The 16,798-nt window shown below is 58.9% G+C and carries 16 protein-coding genes; 9 read left to right on the top strand and 7 right to left on the bottom strand.

Annotation, left to right across the window (positions count from 1 at the left end; translation table 11 throughout):
• Nucleotides 1-564 carry an RNA 2',3'-cyclic phosphodiesterase gene (thpR, locus tag CRI94_RS02830; protein ID WP_098074128.1) on the bottom strand — a complete coding sequence of 188 codons (564 nt, stop codon included), beginning with the start codon at nt 562-564 and terminating at the stop codon, nt 1-3.
• 203 nt (nt 565-767) lie between these two features.
• On the opposite strand from thpR, the gene CRI94_RS02825 reads away from it, so the two are divergent.
• Nucleotides 768-1,241: a putative molybdenum carrier protein gene (locus CRI94_RS02825; RefSeq protein WP_098074127.1), complete on the top strand. Its 474-nt coding sequence runs from the start codon at nt 768-770 to the stop codon at nt 1,239-1,241.
• Nucleotides 1,242-1,278: 37 nt separating this feature from the next.
• On the opposite strand, the gene CRI94_RS02820 is transcribed toward CRI94_RS02825, so the two are convergent.
• The 6 genes from CRI94_RS02820 to hisB all read right to left on the bottom strand — a co-directional run bounded on the left by CRI94_RS02820 (nt 1,279) and on the right by hisB (nt 5,720).
• Complete coding sequence (locus CRI94_RS02820; RefSeq protein ID WP_245846050.1) at nt 1,279-1,611, bottom strand: hypothetical protein; 333 nt, start codon at nt 1,609-1,611, stop codon at nt 1,279-1,281.
• Between the two features lie 31 nt (nt 1,612-1,642).
• Nucleotides 1,643-2,452 (bottom strand): imidazole glycerol phosphate synthase subunit HisF, encoded by an 810-nt coding sequence (gene hisF, locus CRI94_RS02815; protein WP_098074126.1) that lies wholly within the window; start codon nt 2,450-2,452, stop codon nt 1,643-1,645.
• 140 nt (nt 2,453-2,592) lie between these two features.
• Nucleotides 2,593-3,405, bottom strand: a complete 813-nt coding sequence (hisA, locus tag CRI94_RS02810; protein ID WP_098074125.1) for a 1-(5-phosphoribosyl)-5-[(5-phosphoribosylamino)methylideneamino]imidazole-4-carboxamide isomerase — start codon at nt 3,403-3,405, stop codon at nt 2,593-2,595.
• Nucleotides 3,406-3,493: 88 nt separating this feature from the next.
• Entirely contained in the window at nt 3,494-4,120 is a 627-nt protein-coding gene (hisH, locus tag CRI94_RS02805; RefSeq protein ID WP_098074124.1) for an imidazole glycerol phosphate synthase subunit HisH, read from the bottom strand.
• A gap of 97 nt (nt 4,121-4,217) precedes the next feature.
• Nucleotides 4,218-5,036 carry a pyrroline-5-carboxylate reductase gene (gene proC / locus CRI94_RS02800; protein ID WP_098074123.1) on the bottom strand — a complete coding sequence of 273 codons (819 nt, stop codon included), beginning with the start codon at nt 5,034-5,036 and terminating at the stop codon, nt 4,218-4,220.
• A gap of 84 nt (nt 5,037-5,120) precedes the next feature.
• Nucleotides 5,121-5,720: an imidazoleglycerol-phosphate dehydratase HisB gene (gene hisB, locus CRI94_RS02795; protein ID WP_098074122.1), complete on the bottom strand. Its 600-nt coding sequence runs from the start codon at nt 5,718-5,720 to the stop codon at nt 5,121-5,123.
• A 338-nt stretch (nt 5,721-6,058) separates the two neighbouring features.
• Here hisB and CRI94_RS02790 point away from each other — a divergent pair, with 338 nt between their 5' ends.
• From CRI94_RS02790 to CRI94_RS02755, 8 genes are all read left to right on the top strand, one after another.
• The gene (locus CRI94_RS02790) at nt 6,059-7,846 is read left to right on the top strand and encodes a M3 family oligoendopeptidase (protein WP_098074304.1); all 1,788 of its coding nucleotides are present in this window, start codon (nt 6,059-6,061) and stop codon (nt 7,844-7,846) included.
• An 87-nt stretch (nt 7,847-7,933) separates the two neighbouring features.
• Nucleotides 7,934-8,566, top strand: a complete 633-nt coding sequence (locus tag CRI94_RS02785; protein WP_098074121.1) for a class I SAM-dependent methyltransferase — start codon at nt 7,934-7,936, stop codon at nt 8,564-8,566.
• Between the two features lie 291 nt (nt 8,567-8,857).
• Complete coding sequence (locus tag CRI94_RS02780) at nt 8,858-9,850, top strand: universal stress protein (RefSeq protein ID WP_098074120.1); 993 nt, start codon at nt 8,858-8,860, stop codon at nt 9,848-9,850.
• 45 nt (nt 9,851-9,895) lie between these two features.
• Nucleotides 9,896-10,870, top strand: coding sequence for a universal stress protein (locus tag CRI94_RS02775; RefSeq protein ID WP_098074119.1), 975 nt, complete (start codon nt 9,896-9,898; stop codon nt 10,868-10,870).
• Between the two features lie 80 nt (nt 10,871-10,950).
• A complete protein-coding gene (locus tag CRI94_RS02770; protein ID WP_098074118.1) occupies nt 10,951-11,919 on the top strand; it encodes a universal stress protein in 969 nt (322 codons plus the stop codon).
• A 731-nt stretch (nt 11,920-12,650) separates the two neighbouring features.
• Nucleotides 12,651-14,543: a serine hydrolase domain-containing protein gene (locus CRI94_RS02765; protein WP_179862123.1), complete on the top strand. Its 1,893-nt coding sequence runs from the start codon at nt 12,651-12,653 to the stop codon at nt 14,541-14,543.
• Nucleotides 14,544-14,744: 201 nt separating this feature from the next.
• A complete protein-coding gene (locus CRI94_RS02760; protein WP_179862122.1) occupies nt 14,745-15,812 on the top strand; it encodes an Acg family FMN-binding oxidoreductase in 1,068 nt (355 codons plus the stop codon).
• 66 nt (nt 15,813-15,878) lie between these two features.
• Complete coding sequence (locus tag CRI94_RS02755) at nt 15,879-16,796, top strand: universal stress protein (protein WP_098074115.1); 918 nt, start codon at nt 15,879-15,881, stop codon at nt 16,794-16,796.
• Nucleotides 16,797-16,798 lie beyond the last annotated feature (2 nt).

The raw sequence follows: 16,798 nt of genomic DNA, 5'->3' as shown, positions 1-16,798 counted from the left end.
TTAGGCGCCGTTGAGCGCGAACGTATCTACAACTTCATGGCGTGCGCCGTCTGACTCCAGGTGGCTCTGGAAGAGCGTGACCTTGGAGATGCTAACGGACGGCAGGTCGACATTATTGGCAGCGCGGAGAGCATGGTGGACGGCTTCCGGCTCAGCGTCCTGAAGGCGCCCAATCGTGATGTGGGGCCGAAACGTTTTGTCGGCTTCATCAAGTCCGGCGGCCTCTAATTGTTCGGACACCGTCGTATAAACGTCGGCAATCGACGGGGTCTGCTCTGCGCCGATCATCACCACACGGGGCGACAACCGGGAGGGGAGAACACGAAGACCGAACGGACGGACGTCCGCAGCCGGTGCGTCAACCGAATTGAGCGCCTCCCGATAGCCACGTGCTTGTTCCTGGTCGCAGTCCCCGATGAAGCGCAGGGTCAGGTGATAGGTTGCCGGATCGGTCCAACGAACATCGATCTCGCGCTCTTCGAATGGCGAGCGAAGGGCGTCTGCCTGTTCTGAACAGGCCTTGCGGAGAACATCGGGAAGATCCAGGGCAACAAAGAGTCGCATAAAGCGAAATGTAAATCGAATGGGTAGAAGGGTTCGGCTGTGGTGCGCTGCATCTCGCGACGCACATCGGGGAACGTAGCTCAGAGGTGGCAGATTCCCGATTACCGAGAAGAAGGGGCGGGGCGTGTCGAACGAGCCGCTCGGATTGTCACTGAAACGCTCTGTCAAACGGCTTTCACTACCGCGACAACATCTCGAAGGAAATGACCCATCTTGAGAAAGTCATCAGTGGGGGCCAGACCGGTGCTGACCGGGCTGCCCTTGACGCGGTGATGTCGGTCGGCATCCCGTCCGGCGGCTGGTGTCCGAAGGGACGCCGGGCGGAGGATGGCGACATACCGCCGCGCTATCCCCTGCGCGAAACGCCGGAGGAGGCGGTCGAGCAGCGCACCGAGTGGAATGTGCGTGACAGTGACGGGACGCTCATTCTCGTACTCGGTGAGCAGGATCAAGGAACGCAATACACGGTGGAGCAGGCAGACCAATACAACCGCCCGACGTTGACTGTCACGCTTCCCGCGGCGTCGGGTGATGTCGAACGCGCGGCCTCATGGCTTAAGAATGAGTCGATCCAGGTTCTGAATGTGGCCGGCCCGCGGGAAAGCAATGCCCCGGGATTGTACGAGCACGCTAGAACCTTTCTGGAGTCACTCTTTCGCCGGTGCGTCCGTAGATGAGCGCGCTCCACGAGCTAGACAAAATGAAGGAATCGCGCTACGAACTGGATTCGCGGTCCGCGACGCCCTCGTCGTCCTCAAAGTCCTTCAGTGACTTGCGGTGCCGCTCTTCGAACAGGTTTTCGCCGTTCTCGAGTCGTGAAGCCGCCCGCCAGAGCAGCGTGGCACCGGCGGCTACGCTGACCACAATGAAAACGATAACGGCGGGCCAGTAGGGAGCGTTGTTTCCGAACTGGCTGGCCTGCATCTCCGGATGCTTCATCCATTGATCAACGAGCCACACGACCAGCCCGATGCCCAGAAGGAGGAACGTTGCGGCTCCTCCTCGGAGGAGGCGGACGTAAAGCGAGTTCTGGGACGAGGATTCCACGGCAGCAGGAAGTCGTTCGTAAAGTCAGAGATCAAGATGCATCATCGGGGGCCGAGACGTACCGGCGGGCGTACGCATCGACGCTGGGGCGGACCGGAATGCCGGCATCGCGGAGGAACTGCTTCGCCTCGCCAACCGAGTACTCGCGAAAGTGGAAGATGCTTGCCGCGAGGACGGCGCTGGCGCCGCCGACTTCCAGACCGTCGCGAAGGTGCTCCAGCGTGCCCGCCCCGCCGGACGCAATCACTGGAATCCGAACCCGATCGGTAATGCGTGTAAGCAGTTCGTTATCGTAGCCGTCCTTCGTGCCGTCCCGGTCCATCGACGTGATGAGAAGCTCACCGGCGCCACGTTTCTCCGCCTCGACGGCCCACTCGATGGCGTCCATGCCTGTATTTTTGCGTCCCCCGTGCACGAAGACTTCCCATTTTTCCGGCCCCGTACGTTTCGCGTCGATGGCCACGACGATGCATTGAGCACCGAAGGCCTCAGCGCCGCGCGTGATCACGTCAGGATCTTTCACTGCGGCGGAGTTGATCGCGACCTTGTCGGCCCCGGCGTGGAGCATCGCGCGCATGTCGTCGACGGTTCGAAGTCCACCTCCGACCGTTAGCGGGATGAAGATCTGGTCGGCCGTACGTCGGACCACGTCATGCATGATGTCGCGACCCTCGTGTGTGGCCGTAATGTCGAGAAACACGAGCTCGTCAGCTCCAGCGGCGTCGTACGTGCGGGCCTGTTCGACTGGGTCGCCGGCATCACGGATATCGACGAAGTTAATGCCCTTGACGACCCGACCCTGGTCGACATCGAGGCAAGGAATGATGCGTTTGGCAAGCATAGACGGAAGCAACCGCGGTGGAAAGGACGGTAGAAGCGTTTTGGAACAGCGGACGGCCCGGTTTCCTGGCAGCGCAGGCTGCAGCCTCTTTCGGAGGCTAGCATCCACACGCGACGGCTCGAAACGGGTCGATACCAACGTCAGCAATCGGCGTCGATCGAGGGCTGGTCTCGCAAACGGGCCGTGGAGTAGGTGTCCAGATCAACCTTCTCCTTATCGTTCCAGCACCAGAACTGCTGGCACGGAAAGCGATTTTCGTAAAGAGCCCGCCCGACGATGACGGAGTCGACGTTGTACGGGCTGAGCGTCTGGATCTTGACGAGGTCCTTGTGCTCGCCAACGCCACCAGACGCCGTGATTTTTGCTTTGGACAGTGCCTTTCCAAGATTGCGATAGGCCTGCACGTTCGGGCCCGTCATGGTTCCATCCCGGCTGATGTCGGTGTAGATGATCCGGCGGACGCCGCGGCGTTCCATGTCGAGAGCCAGTTCCACTGCGTCGACGCCGGATCCTTCCGTCCAGCCCTGGACACGGGCCTCGCCGTCTCTTGCGTCAATGCCGACGACGACCCGGCGACACGAGAACCGGTCGATGGCCTCTTCGACGAGGTCCGGGTTGCGTACGGCTGCCGTCCCGAGAATGACGCGGTAGACACCCCAGTCGAGAGCTTGCTCGATGTCTTCGATGGAGCGAATACCGCCGCCAAGCTGGATCGGAATGTCGAGGGCGTCCGCAATTCGGCGAATCACCTCGCGATTGTCCTCGCGGTCCTCACTTCCTCCGCGTGCAGCGTCAAGATCCACAACATGGAGGGTGCGGGCATTCTGAACCCGCCAGAGCTTCGCCATGTCGACGGGGTCGTCAAAATACACCGTCTCGTCGTCATATGAGCCCTGGTGCAGGCGCACGCAACGGCCACCACGAAGGTCGATGGCGGGAATGATCAAAGCCATGGCAGAAGGGGAGCAGGCGGTAAGAGTATAGGCCCAGGTTGCACTGCTGACGAAAGCGAGCGTTTCAGGAAAAACCGCAGAGGTCTCGCTACAACTGCGTGAAGTTTTCCAGGATGCGTAGGCCGTGATACTGACTCTTCTCCGGGTGAAATTGCACGCCGAACACGTTGTCGCGTTGAACCACGGCCGGAAAGGTGTGGCCGTACGTGGACGTGGCAAGGACGTCTGCTTCGTCGTCCGCGACGGCGTGATACGAGTGCACGAAGTAGACATACGGTTCGCCACCCTCGTCCAGCCCGTCGAGAAGCCGGGAGGATCGAGTTGGGGTGAGCACATTCCAGCCCATGTGCGGCACCTTTAGGTTCGCGGCAGCGCCATTTTCCGCCTTATGGAAGTGGACCACCTGACCGGGAAGAAGGCCGAGACCTCTGTGCGTGCCGTGCTCCAGTCCTTCCTGAAACAACAACTGCATCCCGACGCAAACGCCGAGGAACGGCACGCCGCCGTCGATCGCATGGTGAATGGCTTCCTCCACCTCTCGCGACCGGATTTCGTTGATGCACGCGCCGAACGCGCCAACGCCCGGGAGGACGAGACGCTCGGCCTGACCGATCGTGTCGGGATCATCGGTACGTAGAACCTCGGCACCCACGGCATGGAACGCCTTTTCGACGGAGCGTAGATTTCCAATTCCGTAATCAACGATGGTGACCATGCAATCCGAGAGGTTCTAAAAATGAGTGTTTTACTGTTCTCGCCGCCAGCGTAGCGTGCCCGCGCGGTATTCCAGCTCTACATCCGCAGAGATACTTCTATTCCTCGTTGAGCGCCTTCGAGCGCTCGGTAGCGGTGTTCACGGCGTTGATGATGGTGGTTCGGAGGCCACGTGATTCGAGCTCGGAGACCGCTGCGATGGCCGTTCCGCCGGGGGTTGTCACCTCATCACGCAAGATCGCGGGATGCTTGCCGGTTTCGAGCACGAGTTTGGCTGCTCCGTACACCGTCTGCGCGGCGAGGCGGGCTGCGATGTCGCGGGAAAGCCCCTGTTGCACGCCGGCGTCGGTCAGCGCTTCGATGAACATGTACACATACGCCGGTCCACTGCCGGAGAGGCCCGTGACGGCATCCAGGAGAGATTCCCGCGTCTCCACCACCTGGCCGACAGCCTCGAACATGTGGCGCACCGTATCGACGTGCTCATCGGTCGTGAAGGCCCCGCCCGTGATAGCTGTCGCGCCTTCATCGACGAGTGCCGGTGTGTTCGGCATTACGCGAACCACCGGCTGCTCGGATCCGAACGCCATCTGGAGGCGCTCGGTGGTCACGCCAGCGAGGACGCTGACCACGAGTGCTGAGCGCGACACGTGTTCGCGGATCTCCGTGATTACCTCCGACCGACTCTGCGGCTTGATGGTGAGCAAAATAATGCTCGCGTTCCGGACGGCGTCGACGTTGTTCGTGGTGGTCAGCAGGCCAGGAAACTCATCGGCCATTGCATCGAGTGCCGCCTGGGTACGTCGGGTGGCGATCACCTGGTCTGATTCAATCCGTTGGCTCCGGATCATGCCTCCGATCACGGCTCGACCGATGTTGCCAGCTCCAATGACAGCCACTGTCTCGTCCGATAGCATAGGTCTGTTGGTTTGGTCAAACGAGGTTCGGTGTTGCGTGCAATTGCACCGTGGGGGGAGCGGTATCCGGTCGCATCGGTGGCGTCAGATCGTCCCCTTTGTTGAAGCGACTTCGGGATTCTCATCGCTTCGCTGTACGGCCGTTCGGAGCGCGCGAGCAACGCTTTTGAACATCGCTTCGATCTTATGGTGGTCGTTCGTTCCGTACAATACGGTCACGTGCAGGTTGCAGCGAACATGCTCTGCAACGGAGTACCAGAAGTGCGAGACCATTTCGGTCGAAAGGTCCCCAACCATCGATCGCGAAAAGTCGGCGTCGACGTGGAGGTAAAACCGTCCGGAGAGGTCGATCACCGCACGCGACAGCGTTTCGTCCATGGGGACGTAGGCGTGTCCGTAGCGGGTGATGCGCTTCTTGTCGCCAAGGGCCTCCCGGATGGCCATGCCGAGCGTGATGCCGACATCCTCAACGGTGTGGTGCTCGTCGATGTGCAGATCCCCGTCACACGAGACCTCCAGGTCGAAGCCGCCGTGTTTGGCGAACAGGTCGAGCATGTGGTCCAGAAAACCGACGCCGGTGTCGTTCGAGTACGATCCAGTGCCGTCGAGCCCGATCTCAACCTGGACATCAGTCTCGTTGGTCGTTCGGTGGACGGAAGCGGTGCGAGGCGAAGGAGTGGGCATCACGAACAGAAATCGATTGGACCGAGAGGGCGATGCGCGGCGTGGGGCGGCTCAACATCTCTTGACCTAGAAAACATAAGCATCGGCTTTCGTGCGTACGCTATTTTCGCCGGAAGCACGTGTGAATTCCGCTCATTCAGGGCGTTTACGGTTCGGTTCGGTCACTCTGCGTATGGTGTTGCACAAGGATTCGAGAGCGATACGTCATGGGAGCGAACAAGCATTCGCATCGCGTCGAAAATGTGGACAACAAAGGGGCCGTGGAGACGTACTTTTGTCCCTATGGGATCGACCTCAACGTCCCCATACGAATCTCTGATCACTCGACCGATAGCCAGATGGAAGCAACGCAGACCGGCGCCGAGAGCGTCAACTGGAGCCTCACCGACCTTCATGATGACAGCGCCAGCCTTGAGGCGAGCCTGAGCGATGCCCAACAGCGGTCACAGCAGTTCGCCGAGACGTACCGTGGGCGCATAGAAGAGCTCGAAGCAGATGAGTTGGCGGAAGCTCTCGTCGAACTCGAGGAAATTCAGGACGACCTGGGTCGAGCCTACGCATATGCCTATCTCGCCTGGTCGACAAACACCTCGGACGAGAAGCACGGAGCACAGCTTCAGAAGGTGAAAGAAGCATATAACTACGCTCGTCAGAATTTGCTTTTCATCGAGGTGGAGTGGGCGAATGTTGAGGACGAACGGGCTGCCGAGCTTCTAGAGGAAGAGGCCCTCGAACCGTACCGGCATTATCTAGAAGTCGAGCAGGAGAATAAGAAGCATGTCCTGACCGAGCCGGAAGAGAAAGTTCTGTCCGAGAAACAGGTTACCGGCCAGGGGGCGTGGACCCGCTATTTCGATGAAACGATGGGAGCGGCGCGCTACGAGTTGAATGGAGAGACGATTACGCAGCAGGAGATTCTTTCGAAGCTCTACGAGCCCGATCGCGATCTCCGGAAAAATGCCGCGCTCTCGTTCACAGAGGGGCTAACGGAGGAGAAGCGGACGCTGACGTACATTTTCAACACGCTTCTTGCGGAGAAGGCGTCGAACGACCGCCTGCGCGGCTACGACCACTGGATGCAGAGCCGAAACGTGTCCAATGAGGTTGAGGACGAAACGGTGGAAGCATTGATCCATGCTGTGACGTCGAGATATGACCTGGTCGCTCGTTTCTACAAGCTGAAGAAACGTCTCCTCGGACTGGATGAATTGCACGACTACGATCGGTACGCGCCGATCGGCGAAGCGGATACGCGGTACGATTGGGACCAGGCGCGCGGGATCGTTCTCGACGCCTACGGTGACTTCCATCCGGTCATGAGCGAGACCGCAACGCGGTTCTTCGAAGAAGACTGGATTGATGCTGCGGTGAAGCAGGGGAAGCGTAGCGGTGCATTCAGTCACGGGACGGTTCCGTCCGCTCACCCGTACGTCCTGATGAATTACACGGGGCGGTCGCGGGACGTCCAGACCCTCGCGCACGAACTAGGACACGGAATCCACCAGTTCCTCTCTCGCGAGCAGACGATTTTTCACCACGGTACGCCGCTGACGACGGCAGAGACCGCGTCGGTTTTTGGCGAAATGCTTGTGTTTCAGCGTCTGATGAGTCGGGAAGACGATCCGAAAAACCAGCTCGCGATGCTCATCAGCAAGATCGATGATACCATCGCCACGGTCTTTCGACAGATCGCCATGAATCGCTTTGAAGATCGGATCCATACGGAGCGGCGAGAGAAGGGCGAAATTCCGGCGGCTCGTTTCAACGAGCTCTGGATGGAAACGCAGGAGGCGATGTTCGAAGGCAGCGTCGCCCTCGGCGATCACTACCGTCACTGGTGGAGCTACATTCCGCATTTCCTCCACACGCCCGGATATGTGTACGCCTACGCGTTCGGCGAACTGCTGGTGCTGGCGCTCTACAGCCGCTATCAGGAGTCTGGCGATGGCTTTGCCGAGCGATATATCGATCTTCTCAGTGCCGGTGGGTCGGATTGGCCGCACCGCCTGGTCGAACCGCTCGGTGTAGACCTCACGGATCTGGACTTCTGGCACCACGGTCTCGATGAGATCGAGTCGCTGATTGACCGGGCTGAAACGCTCGCAGAGGCGACGGAGACGGCGTAATGTGATCTGTATGCGGCCTCGGTGCCGGGCAATCGTTCATACCGGGGCCGCATTCTTGTTTCCCTCTGAAAAAGAGACACACACACGGTGAAAACCGCCGATCGGGAAAGTAGTCAGCCGCCGTTCTGGGATCTCCGATACGACCGTGAGGATGCTCTCTTCGGGCGGGAGCCGAGCGCATTTGTGATGCAGCATGCCGGGCAAATCCCGACGGGTGCAGAGGTTCTCGAACTCGGTGCGGGAGAAGGGCGAACCCTGCTCGCACTCGCCCAGGAACGGGAGATTCGCGGTACGGGTGTGGACTTCTCAAAGGAGGCGATCGCGACTGCACGCCGCCGGGCGACGAAAGCCGACCTGGACGTGTCGTTCGACGTCCTCGATGTCCGAGACTGGACGCCGGATCGATCGTGGGACATCGTGATCGTGTCCTTTCTGCAACTCCTGCCAGAGGAGCGAAGGGCTCTATTCGCGCTGGTGCGCACAGTCCTCCGGCGGGGTGGCTGGGTCTTCGGTCAGTGGTTTCGTCCAGAGCATTTGAATGGTAACTACGATCGTGTCGGACCGAATCGGTTGGACCGCATGGTGGCGGTCGGCGAGCTTCGACGTGCGTTTTCGGCGTTCGATCCGCTCGATGTCTCGGCAGCGGACGTCCACCTTGACGAGGGACGCCTCCATGGCTTCGCCGCCACCGCGCACCTCATTGCGCGACATCCGTCATGATATCGACGATGCATCAGTGCCGCCGTGCCCACCGTGTGTGGGGAAGTCCCCTACAGAAATGTGCAAGACCTTCTGTGCCCGTTTCCCATTCTCGCCCTTCGACTCTCGGCCGGTCGAACGCATACTGTGTTGAAGCGGCGGCCGGACGTTCTCTTTTCTCGCGTCGCCGAGTTATCATACCATCGAGCAACGACATTGCCCGCACGTTGCTCTTAGTGAAAGCGGTTCGCTCCGGAGTGCATTCTTCCACGGCGGAGCCCCAACAGATTCCCTCACCCGTACCAAAAACTCATGCTGAACGTCAACTCGATTCTTCTCGCGCGTGACTTCTCACCCGTATCGAATCAGGCGTTTCGCTACACCCTTGATTTCGCACAGCGTACCGGTGCGACCCTTCACGTGCTGTACGCCCAGGTTCTGCACGAGGACCCGACGCAGCCAGGCGAGGAACTCAAACCCGCCGGCGACATCAACGAGATCCGACGACACCTGTCGCTGCATGCCGATGGCAAAAAAGTCGATCGATCGGTGTTCGATGTCGAGATCAAGGAAGCGGTTGTTCGTGACGTCGCGGCTGCTCCTGCCATCCTGAATTATGCGAGTGAACACGATATCGACATGATCGGGCTCGGGACTCATGGTCGGCGGGGCCTGCGGCGCTTCCTTCTCGGAAGCGTGGCAGAAGAGGTTGTCCGCCGTGCGGATCGTCCGGTGCTCACGGTGCGTGGGGAGGAGGACGAAGCGAGGACGGAAGATTTCCACCCAGCAAAAAAAATACTCGTCCCCATTGACTTTTCCGATCCATCTCGAGAAGCGCTACGCTATGGCCTGGCTCTGGGCGCTCTATATGACGCATCGGTGGAGGTTCTGCATGTGATCGAGCAGAAATTGCACCCTGCATTTTACGTCGGAGGTGTGACCGACATTCGGGACATCGATCCGAATATCGAGAAGAAAGTGAAAGAGCGCCTGCAGAAGTTCATCGACGAAACCGTGCAGCTCGGGGCTCCGGTCCCAGGAGGGCCAGATGCGGAAGCGGCTTCGGTTCCAGTGAGGTCGTCCATTACGCCCCATGTGATTGTGGGAACGGTTGACACGGAGGTGCCGGCATTCATCGATGAGAACGACGTGGATCTGGTGGCGATGTCCACGAAAGGGCAAACGGGGCTGGACCGTGTGCTTCTTGGCAGTGTCGCTGAGAAAATTGTCCGTCTATCGTCCTGCCCGGTGCTCACCGTCAAGTCGACGGGAAAGAGTCTAGTCGAGCCGAATACCAGAAACTAGTATCGGGACTCGAGCCGTTTTTCTGTAATTAAACCTCTGCGGTTCATGACCACTCAAGAGATTTTAGTCCCCACCGACGGATCCCCGACCTCGGTTCGAGCGCTCGGATATGCTGCTGTTCTGGCAGAACGCACAGGAGCGCGAATCCATATCGTCAACGTCGACGAGCGGGAACCAAAGCTTTCGGAGGTGATCGCGATTCGCGAGAGCGACATCCTGGACGACCTGCATGCAGACCTCTTGCCTCGACACGATGAATTCGAGGACGACGAGGAATTGGACCTAGATGACTTTCCCGAGCAGACGATTCAGCGCACGATCATTTGCCGGTCCGCCGCTGAGGGCATCGTGACGTATGCAAATGAGAATGACATTGACATTATCATCATGGGCACGCATGGCCGGAGCGGGTTCGAGCGCGCTGTGATGGGAAGTGTTGCTGAGGAAGTTGTGCGAACTGCGTCGTGCCCGGTCCTGACGGCCTGTCCGCGGGCCGGCGACATCGATCCGACGCATCCGATTCGTCCGGAGGTTGCTACCATCCTCGTTCCCGTGGATCTGTCGTCTGCGACCGAGGAAGTGATCGAGCGTGCAGCCCGTGCCGCCAAGATTTTCAACGCGAGTGTCGAGTTGTTTCACATTATCGAGCGCGTATCGCTTCCTCCAGCATATGGCGTCGGTGCACCCGCACTGGACACGGAAGCCATCGAGCGACGGGCACACAAATTCCTGGAAGAACAAGCGTCTGCGCTCGAGAATAGCGGAATTTCGGTGCGTGTAAACGTTCAGTCAGGCCATGCTGCAACGAGCATTCTCGAGCGCGTCGAAAGCGATCGGCCCGGGCTCGTCGTGATCGGTACGCATGGATTCCGGGGCATCAAGCGAGCTATACTCGGCAGTGTCGCGGAGCAGGTTATCCGCCATGCAGAGTCTCCGGTCTTAACGATCCGCACCGACCATGAAGGGGGAGAAGAATCCCGTCTTCGAACGACCACGTCGTCTGTGCTCAGCGACGAATGACGTATTGCCTGAGATCGGTGACGCAGACGTGATATCTGCAGCCCTCTTTCTGTCCTATTACCCTTGATTCGGTGCCAACGATGTTTAAAATCGACGCGATTCTACATCCCACAGACTTTAGCGAAGAGTCTCATCACGCGTTCGAGTATGCATACGATTTGGCTGAACAGTGGGGAGCAGAGCTTCACCTGCTTCACGTTGCTCCGTCCCTGGGGGATGACCCTGTCCGTGGTGCGTTCGACGCAAGTCTCGACGAAGAGGAGTTTTATCGTACCATCCGCGATGAGGTAGACCAGAAGATGCAATCGCTCATCGACACGGTCGAACAGAGCGACGTGCCCGTTCACAGGATTCACTCGCGCGGAATTGCGCCGGCCGACGTGATTTCTGAATACGCGGAGCACGAAGGCATGGACATCGTCGTGATGGGCACAGAGGGGCGGCGCGGTGTGTCGAGACTGCTCCTGGGTTCCGTTACCGCTGAGGTCGTGCGAAAAGCGCCCTGCGCGGTCCTTACCGTTCAGGAGGATGCAAACATTCCATCCGACGTGAAGCGCGTACTCACACCGGTTGATCTATCAGAATTCAGTCGTCCTCTCCTGCGTGCGGCACGGGAGGTGACGGCAACATTCAATGCATCAATGGATGTTTTGACGGTGGTGGAGCCGCTTCCGTTTCCGGTTCCGCTCGTTGGTGCGGTAACGCTTCACGATTTGATGCCCGATCCGATCGAGCAGTCTCGCAAGCAATTGGATCGCTTGGTCCAAACGACGGAGGGACTGCCAGTGTCTATCGAGACACACGTCAAAGAGGGACATGCTGCCATGATGATCATCGACACGGCGGGTGAACTTGATTCTGATCTCATCTTGATGGCTTCACATGGTCGTACAGGTCTTGAGCGGATCATGCTCGGATCTGTGACAGCGCGCGTCGTCCGGCAAGCCACCTGTCCCGTTTGCGTGCTTAAGGTCCAACCAGAGGAGATCGAGGAACCGTCTGAGTCGACGTCTTCCGGCAGCGACCGGAAGACATCGAAGGCGTCCTGATCAAAGCAACATGATTGTTTTTGACGGCGCATTGTGGAGACGGAACAAGCTTGTTATACGGTTTCGACTTTAAACGGTCGGTGTCTCCAACGGCTTCGATTCAGCGGACGCGCCACACCCTAGCAGAAGAACGGTTGACAACCTGTTTGGCGGATCGTAGCGACAGGTGTTCATGCCTATCACACGTCTGACAGTGCTCTTTTCGGGATGACGCAGTAGACACAGCGGGAGATCAACCAACGCAGTATTGCAAACATAGTGAGGACCAACCATCGGGAGGTCCGTACCATCAGCCACCCCAGGACACGGACCTCCCGACCGTCAGTCTGCGCGGCGAGCGCACGATTGAGATGTCGTGGATCTCGCTCACGGAGCCTAATGCCTCCGTGGTAAACGTTTACCTTCAGCCTTTTCTTTGTCGCCCTTCATCCGCGAAACCGGTTATGAAGGGACCAGAAAACATTGAGTCCTGCGTCTCTTACCTTTTTGTCGATCGAATCGACTCCACATCCGAGTCACGGCATACTAACAGGATCATTTGGATTCGGTATTATCGCATCATGCAGCGTGTCGTCGCCGGGGCGCGTGGCCGAGAATAATCGAGTCCACTCTTCCCAGCCGGCTGCCTTCCACTCTGTACCCGTCTGTTTGCACCCTTCCGATTTATGATCGCCTCTCTTTGTTCGACTGGCGGTCCGCGGCGTTTTCGTCAGCGGATCGCCAAATTTTGTGTGGCCCCGATACTTCTCCTCGCGCTGATACTGGCGACCATAGCAGGTAGCACCGCACAGGTCGTCGCGCAGACGACGTCTACCGGCGAATCTTATGGTTCTCTGCTCGACTCGGCGACCGTGAACGTGCGTTTGGACAGTCTCCTGCCCGGATTGCTCGATCGCTACAGGGTGCCTGGCGCCGTGGTCACGGTGATGGAGGGGAATCGAATCGTTGCATTGAAAGGGACGGGGCGTACGAACCTTACTTCCGGGGTGGTGGTCTCCCCGGAACGGTCCGTCTTTCGCGTGGCGTCGGTGTCGAAAACGCTGACGGCTACCCTTCTGCGGACGTTGGATGCGCACGGACTCATCGTTCTGGATGAACCCGTCGGGAGGGGCGTTGTAGATCGTGATGCGGCTGATTCAGTCACGATCGCCCATCTGCTGGCGCACACGTCCGGCCTTGACGGCCGCCTTCTCGGAGCGGGGTCGTCGCGTCCTCCGGCATCGCTCAGATCGGTCGTGCGACGACGGCTTCCACCGCAGATCGATCCGGCAGGGGCGGTGTCACGATATTCGAATGAAGGATACACGTGGGCCGCCGCCGAGGCCGAGCATCGCGTGGGTCAGACGTTCGCAGAGTTGGCAGACTCGCTCCTGTTCGAGCCTCTCCGGATGACTCGCTCAACGTTTGCGCCGGGAGCCGGTGCCTACGCAGACGCTCGCGTGACCGGTTACGCCAGTAGTGAGAAAGGCTTCGACCCGCTTCCGCACGATTACGTCACGATGGCCCCTGCTGGCGGAGCATGGACGACCGGACGAGACATGGCTCGTTTCCTCTCGGCGGTGCTTTCGGATGGGTGGCTGGAGGAGGAGCGGGTGCTTCCGCGAGAGGCCGTCTCCTTCGAACGGGGAGACATGAGAGATGCTTTTGCCGGGCGTCGCGGTCATCTTGGTTGGTTTCAGCGCACGGTTTCCGGTCATCGTGCGTTTGTGCATGACGGGACGTATCCCGGAGCGGGAAGCCAGCTTGTTGTATTTCCAGGATTGGATCTTGGCGTCTTTGTCGCCGGAAATGCGTCCACAGCCGTCGAAATGGCAAAAGCCGTGACGGAGCTCGTGCTCCAAGATGTAGATGCTCCGACCGTCGACGCGCCTGAAACCATTTCGGGTGATCTGGCAACGTTGGATGGAACGTACCGAATTGCCCGCCGGCCGCATACCTCATTTGAGGCCGCGTTCGCGCTCCTCGGTGTCCCCTATCCCGATGTCGAGGTCGAGGCCCGCGGCGATACGGCGATCACTGTTGGACTCGCCGATGGAGCGCTTACGCTACTTCACAAGGGGGATCTTCGATTTGCGGCTTCTGATGGGTCCGTGCGGGAAAGCGCGGCGGTGGTCTCTGGCGCTGGCCCTGTCCCGCGAATTCAGGTTGGAGCTGCGACATTCGAACGAATTCCGTTCCTGGCCGAAAGAGCTCTAGGTCTTGCCTGGCTCATCGTTTGCCTGCTAGCGTACTCGTCGGTCTTCGTTCTTCCAGTCCGTGAGTTCTTTCGACCGGGTTCGATGGACGATGACAATGCCGCTGAAGGTATGCAGTACGCACGTCCTCTAGCTACATTTGCCGCCGCATTACACATCGGGTTTCTATTTGCTCTAGGATTTCGCTTGCTGACAGGCGGTCCGCTCGGTCCTACCCACACCGACCCCGCATCCATCCAGCCGTTGCTGGCATTTCCGATCATGGCATCGGTCCTGTCGCTTGCCCTTGTGATCTTCGTCGTACGCGCATGGACGACATCGTCGTGGTCACAAAGCACTCGAGTTCACTTCTCGATCGTTACCGCGGGTCTCATAGCGTATATTCCGTGGCTGTGGTACTGGAACCTGATCGGTATTCCGGTTGCGTAGGGCAACACGGTCAAAAAGCGTGTTCGGTAAAGTAGGAGTTTCCCCCACACGATAGAGCCGATCTTTCTTGCGTCCATGCAGGGGATGGGGAGGTGGGGCGATATGGATGCGCGGTCTTACTTTTACTTGTGCACACCGGAAGGCCGACGACCGTACTTCGCGTATTTGGCACGTTCGATTGTCTCTAGCGACGCAACTACGATGGATCGCCCCTCGACCACGCCAATCTCAAACGACCCCTCATTTCCGCGCGATGCGCCGGTCAATGAGCAGCTTGCGTTCTTGCTTCAGTATGCAGTCATGGCTCCGTCCGGCCATAACACACAACCGTGGCAGTTTTCAATCCGGGATGATGCGATTTGGTTGTATGCGGACCCTGCGCTGACGCTGCCCGCGCTCGACCCTGGTGGACGAGAGCGAATCATGAGTTGCGGGGCAGCGCTGTTTCATCTCCGGATTGCTATGATTCATGCAGGGTTCGACCCCCTCGTAGAGTTGTTTCCGGATGGTGGAGCAGCGAACGCGGCGACCGATGATGCTTCCTTTGCGTCCAGTGGAGCAGGGCAAAAAGCGCTCGCACGAATCCGCATGGGGGAGCACAGACAGCCATCGCTTTTGGAGGAAAGGCTATTTTCTGCGATCCATAGGCGGCGGACGCATCGTGAAGCGTTTGCCGATGCGAACGTTGCCGATGCCGATATTGAGGCACTGCAGGAAGCCGCAGAGCAGGAAGGAGCAACACTGGAGATTGTGACGGGGGCAGATCGTCGGCAACGGCTTCTGGATCTTGTGATTCAGGGCAACGAAATCATGCTCGCGGATCCTGACGTGCGTCGTGAGCTGGCCGAATGGACCTCCCGCGTCAGCGACAAGACCGGTGTCGTCGGGAAATCCCGAGGCTGGAGCCGATGGCAGACCGCTACGGCCCGGTGGCTTCATGCTCTTCCCGGTGGGCACCCTGATCCGTGGCGGCAAGAGACGGCCATGATTCGCAGCGCTCCCGTTCTGGGGATCTTAGCCACTGCGAATGATCATGTACCGGACTGGCTCACGGGTGGACAGGCGCTCGATCGCGTCCTACTTCGGGCCACGTCCTTTGGACTCGCCGCAAGCTTCTTGAATCAACCCGTTAAGGTGGATCGACTTCGGAATCAACTCCACGAGCTGTTAACACACGACGGAGTGCCGCAGATCATCCTTCGCATGGGCGTTGTGACGACACAAGAGCCTCGAAGTGGTCGCCAGCCGGTGCCCGTTCGGTCTGACTGACATGTTCGAACGGTTGACACCTGTTGCCGCTGTTCGTTTCCTTATCATCCATAACCCCGAACGGCTATGCTTTCGATCAAACGCATTTTATTTCCGACTGATTTCTCGGATGGCGCGGCCAGGGCCTTCCCACAGGCCGCCTTCCTTGCTCACGCGCATGATGCAGAGCTCTGCATCCTGAGTGTTGCCGGCCGGCACCTGTATGGGTATCGCGATATGGTGGATGCCCATCCGATGTCTGCTGAGACCATCGATTCCATGATGGGATCGCTTCCATTTACGTCTACAGATCTCAACATCGATCAAATGCAGATCGAGGGGGCGATCGTTCACGAGAGGATTGTGGAGGTCGCCGATGAGCGGGACACGGATCTGATCGTGATGGGCACGCATGGACGCACAGGCGTCAATCGGCTTCTCATGGGTAGCGTTGCCGAGGACGTCGTTCGGTCCGCCCACTGTCCGGTATTGACCGTCCGAGGAGATGTCTCGGAAAACCCGCCCACTCGCCTGTCCCGCATCCTGGTTCCCGTCGATTTTTCCGATGGCTCGACCCTTGCAGTCGCTCACGCTCGTGAGTTGGCGCTAACGTATGGTGCGCGACTGGATCTTTTGCACGTAGTAGAGGAAGTTGTATACCCATCAACATATGGCATCGAACCAATCGAGCTGCCAACGGGCGAGGTTGTTGAGAATGTTGAAAACGCACTTGCAGAACTCGCCCGCGAAAAAATCGGCATTGAGCACGCGGTTGTGGAGGCACGCATCGGGTATGCCCCTGCGAGCATTCGCGACTATGCTCAGGAGAACGAAATCGACCTCATTGTGATCGCCACACACGGTCGATCCGGACTGGACCGGCTGTTGATGGGTAGTGTGACTGAAAATGTGGTTCGACGTGCCGAACAGCCGGTTTTTGTTGTAAAGCCGAATGCAAAGTCGCTGGTTCGAACTCCGTCAGCGTCCGCACCGGCCCATGCATGACC

The sequence above is a fragment of the Longibacter salinarum genome (genome assembly GCF_002554795.1).
Lineage (GTDB): Bacteria > Bacteroidota > Rhodothermia > Rhodothermales > Salinibacteraceae > Longibacter > Longibacter salinarum.
This window is presented reverse-complemented; position numbering and strand designations above follow the sequence as displayed.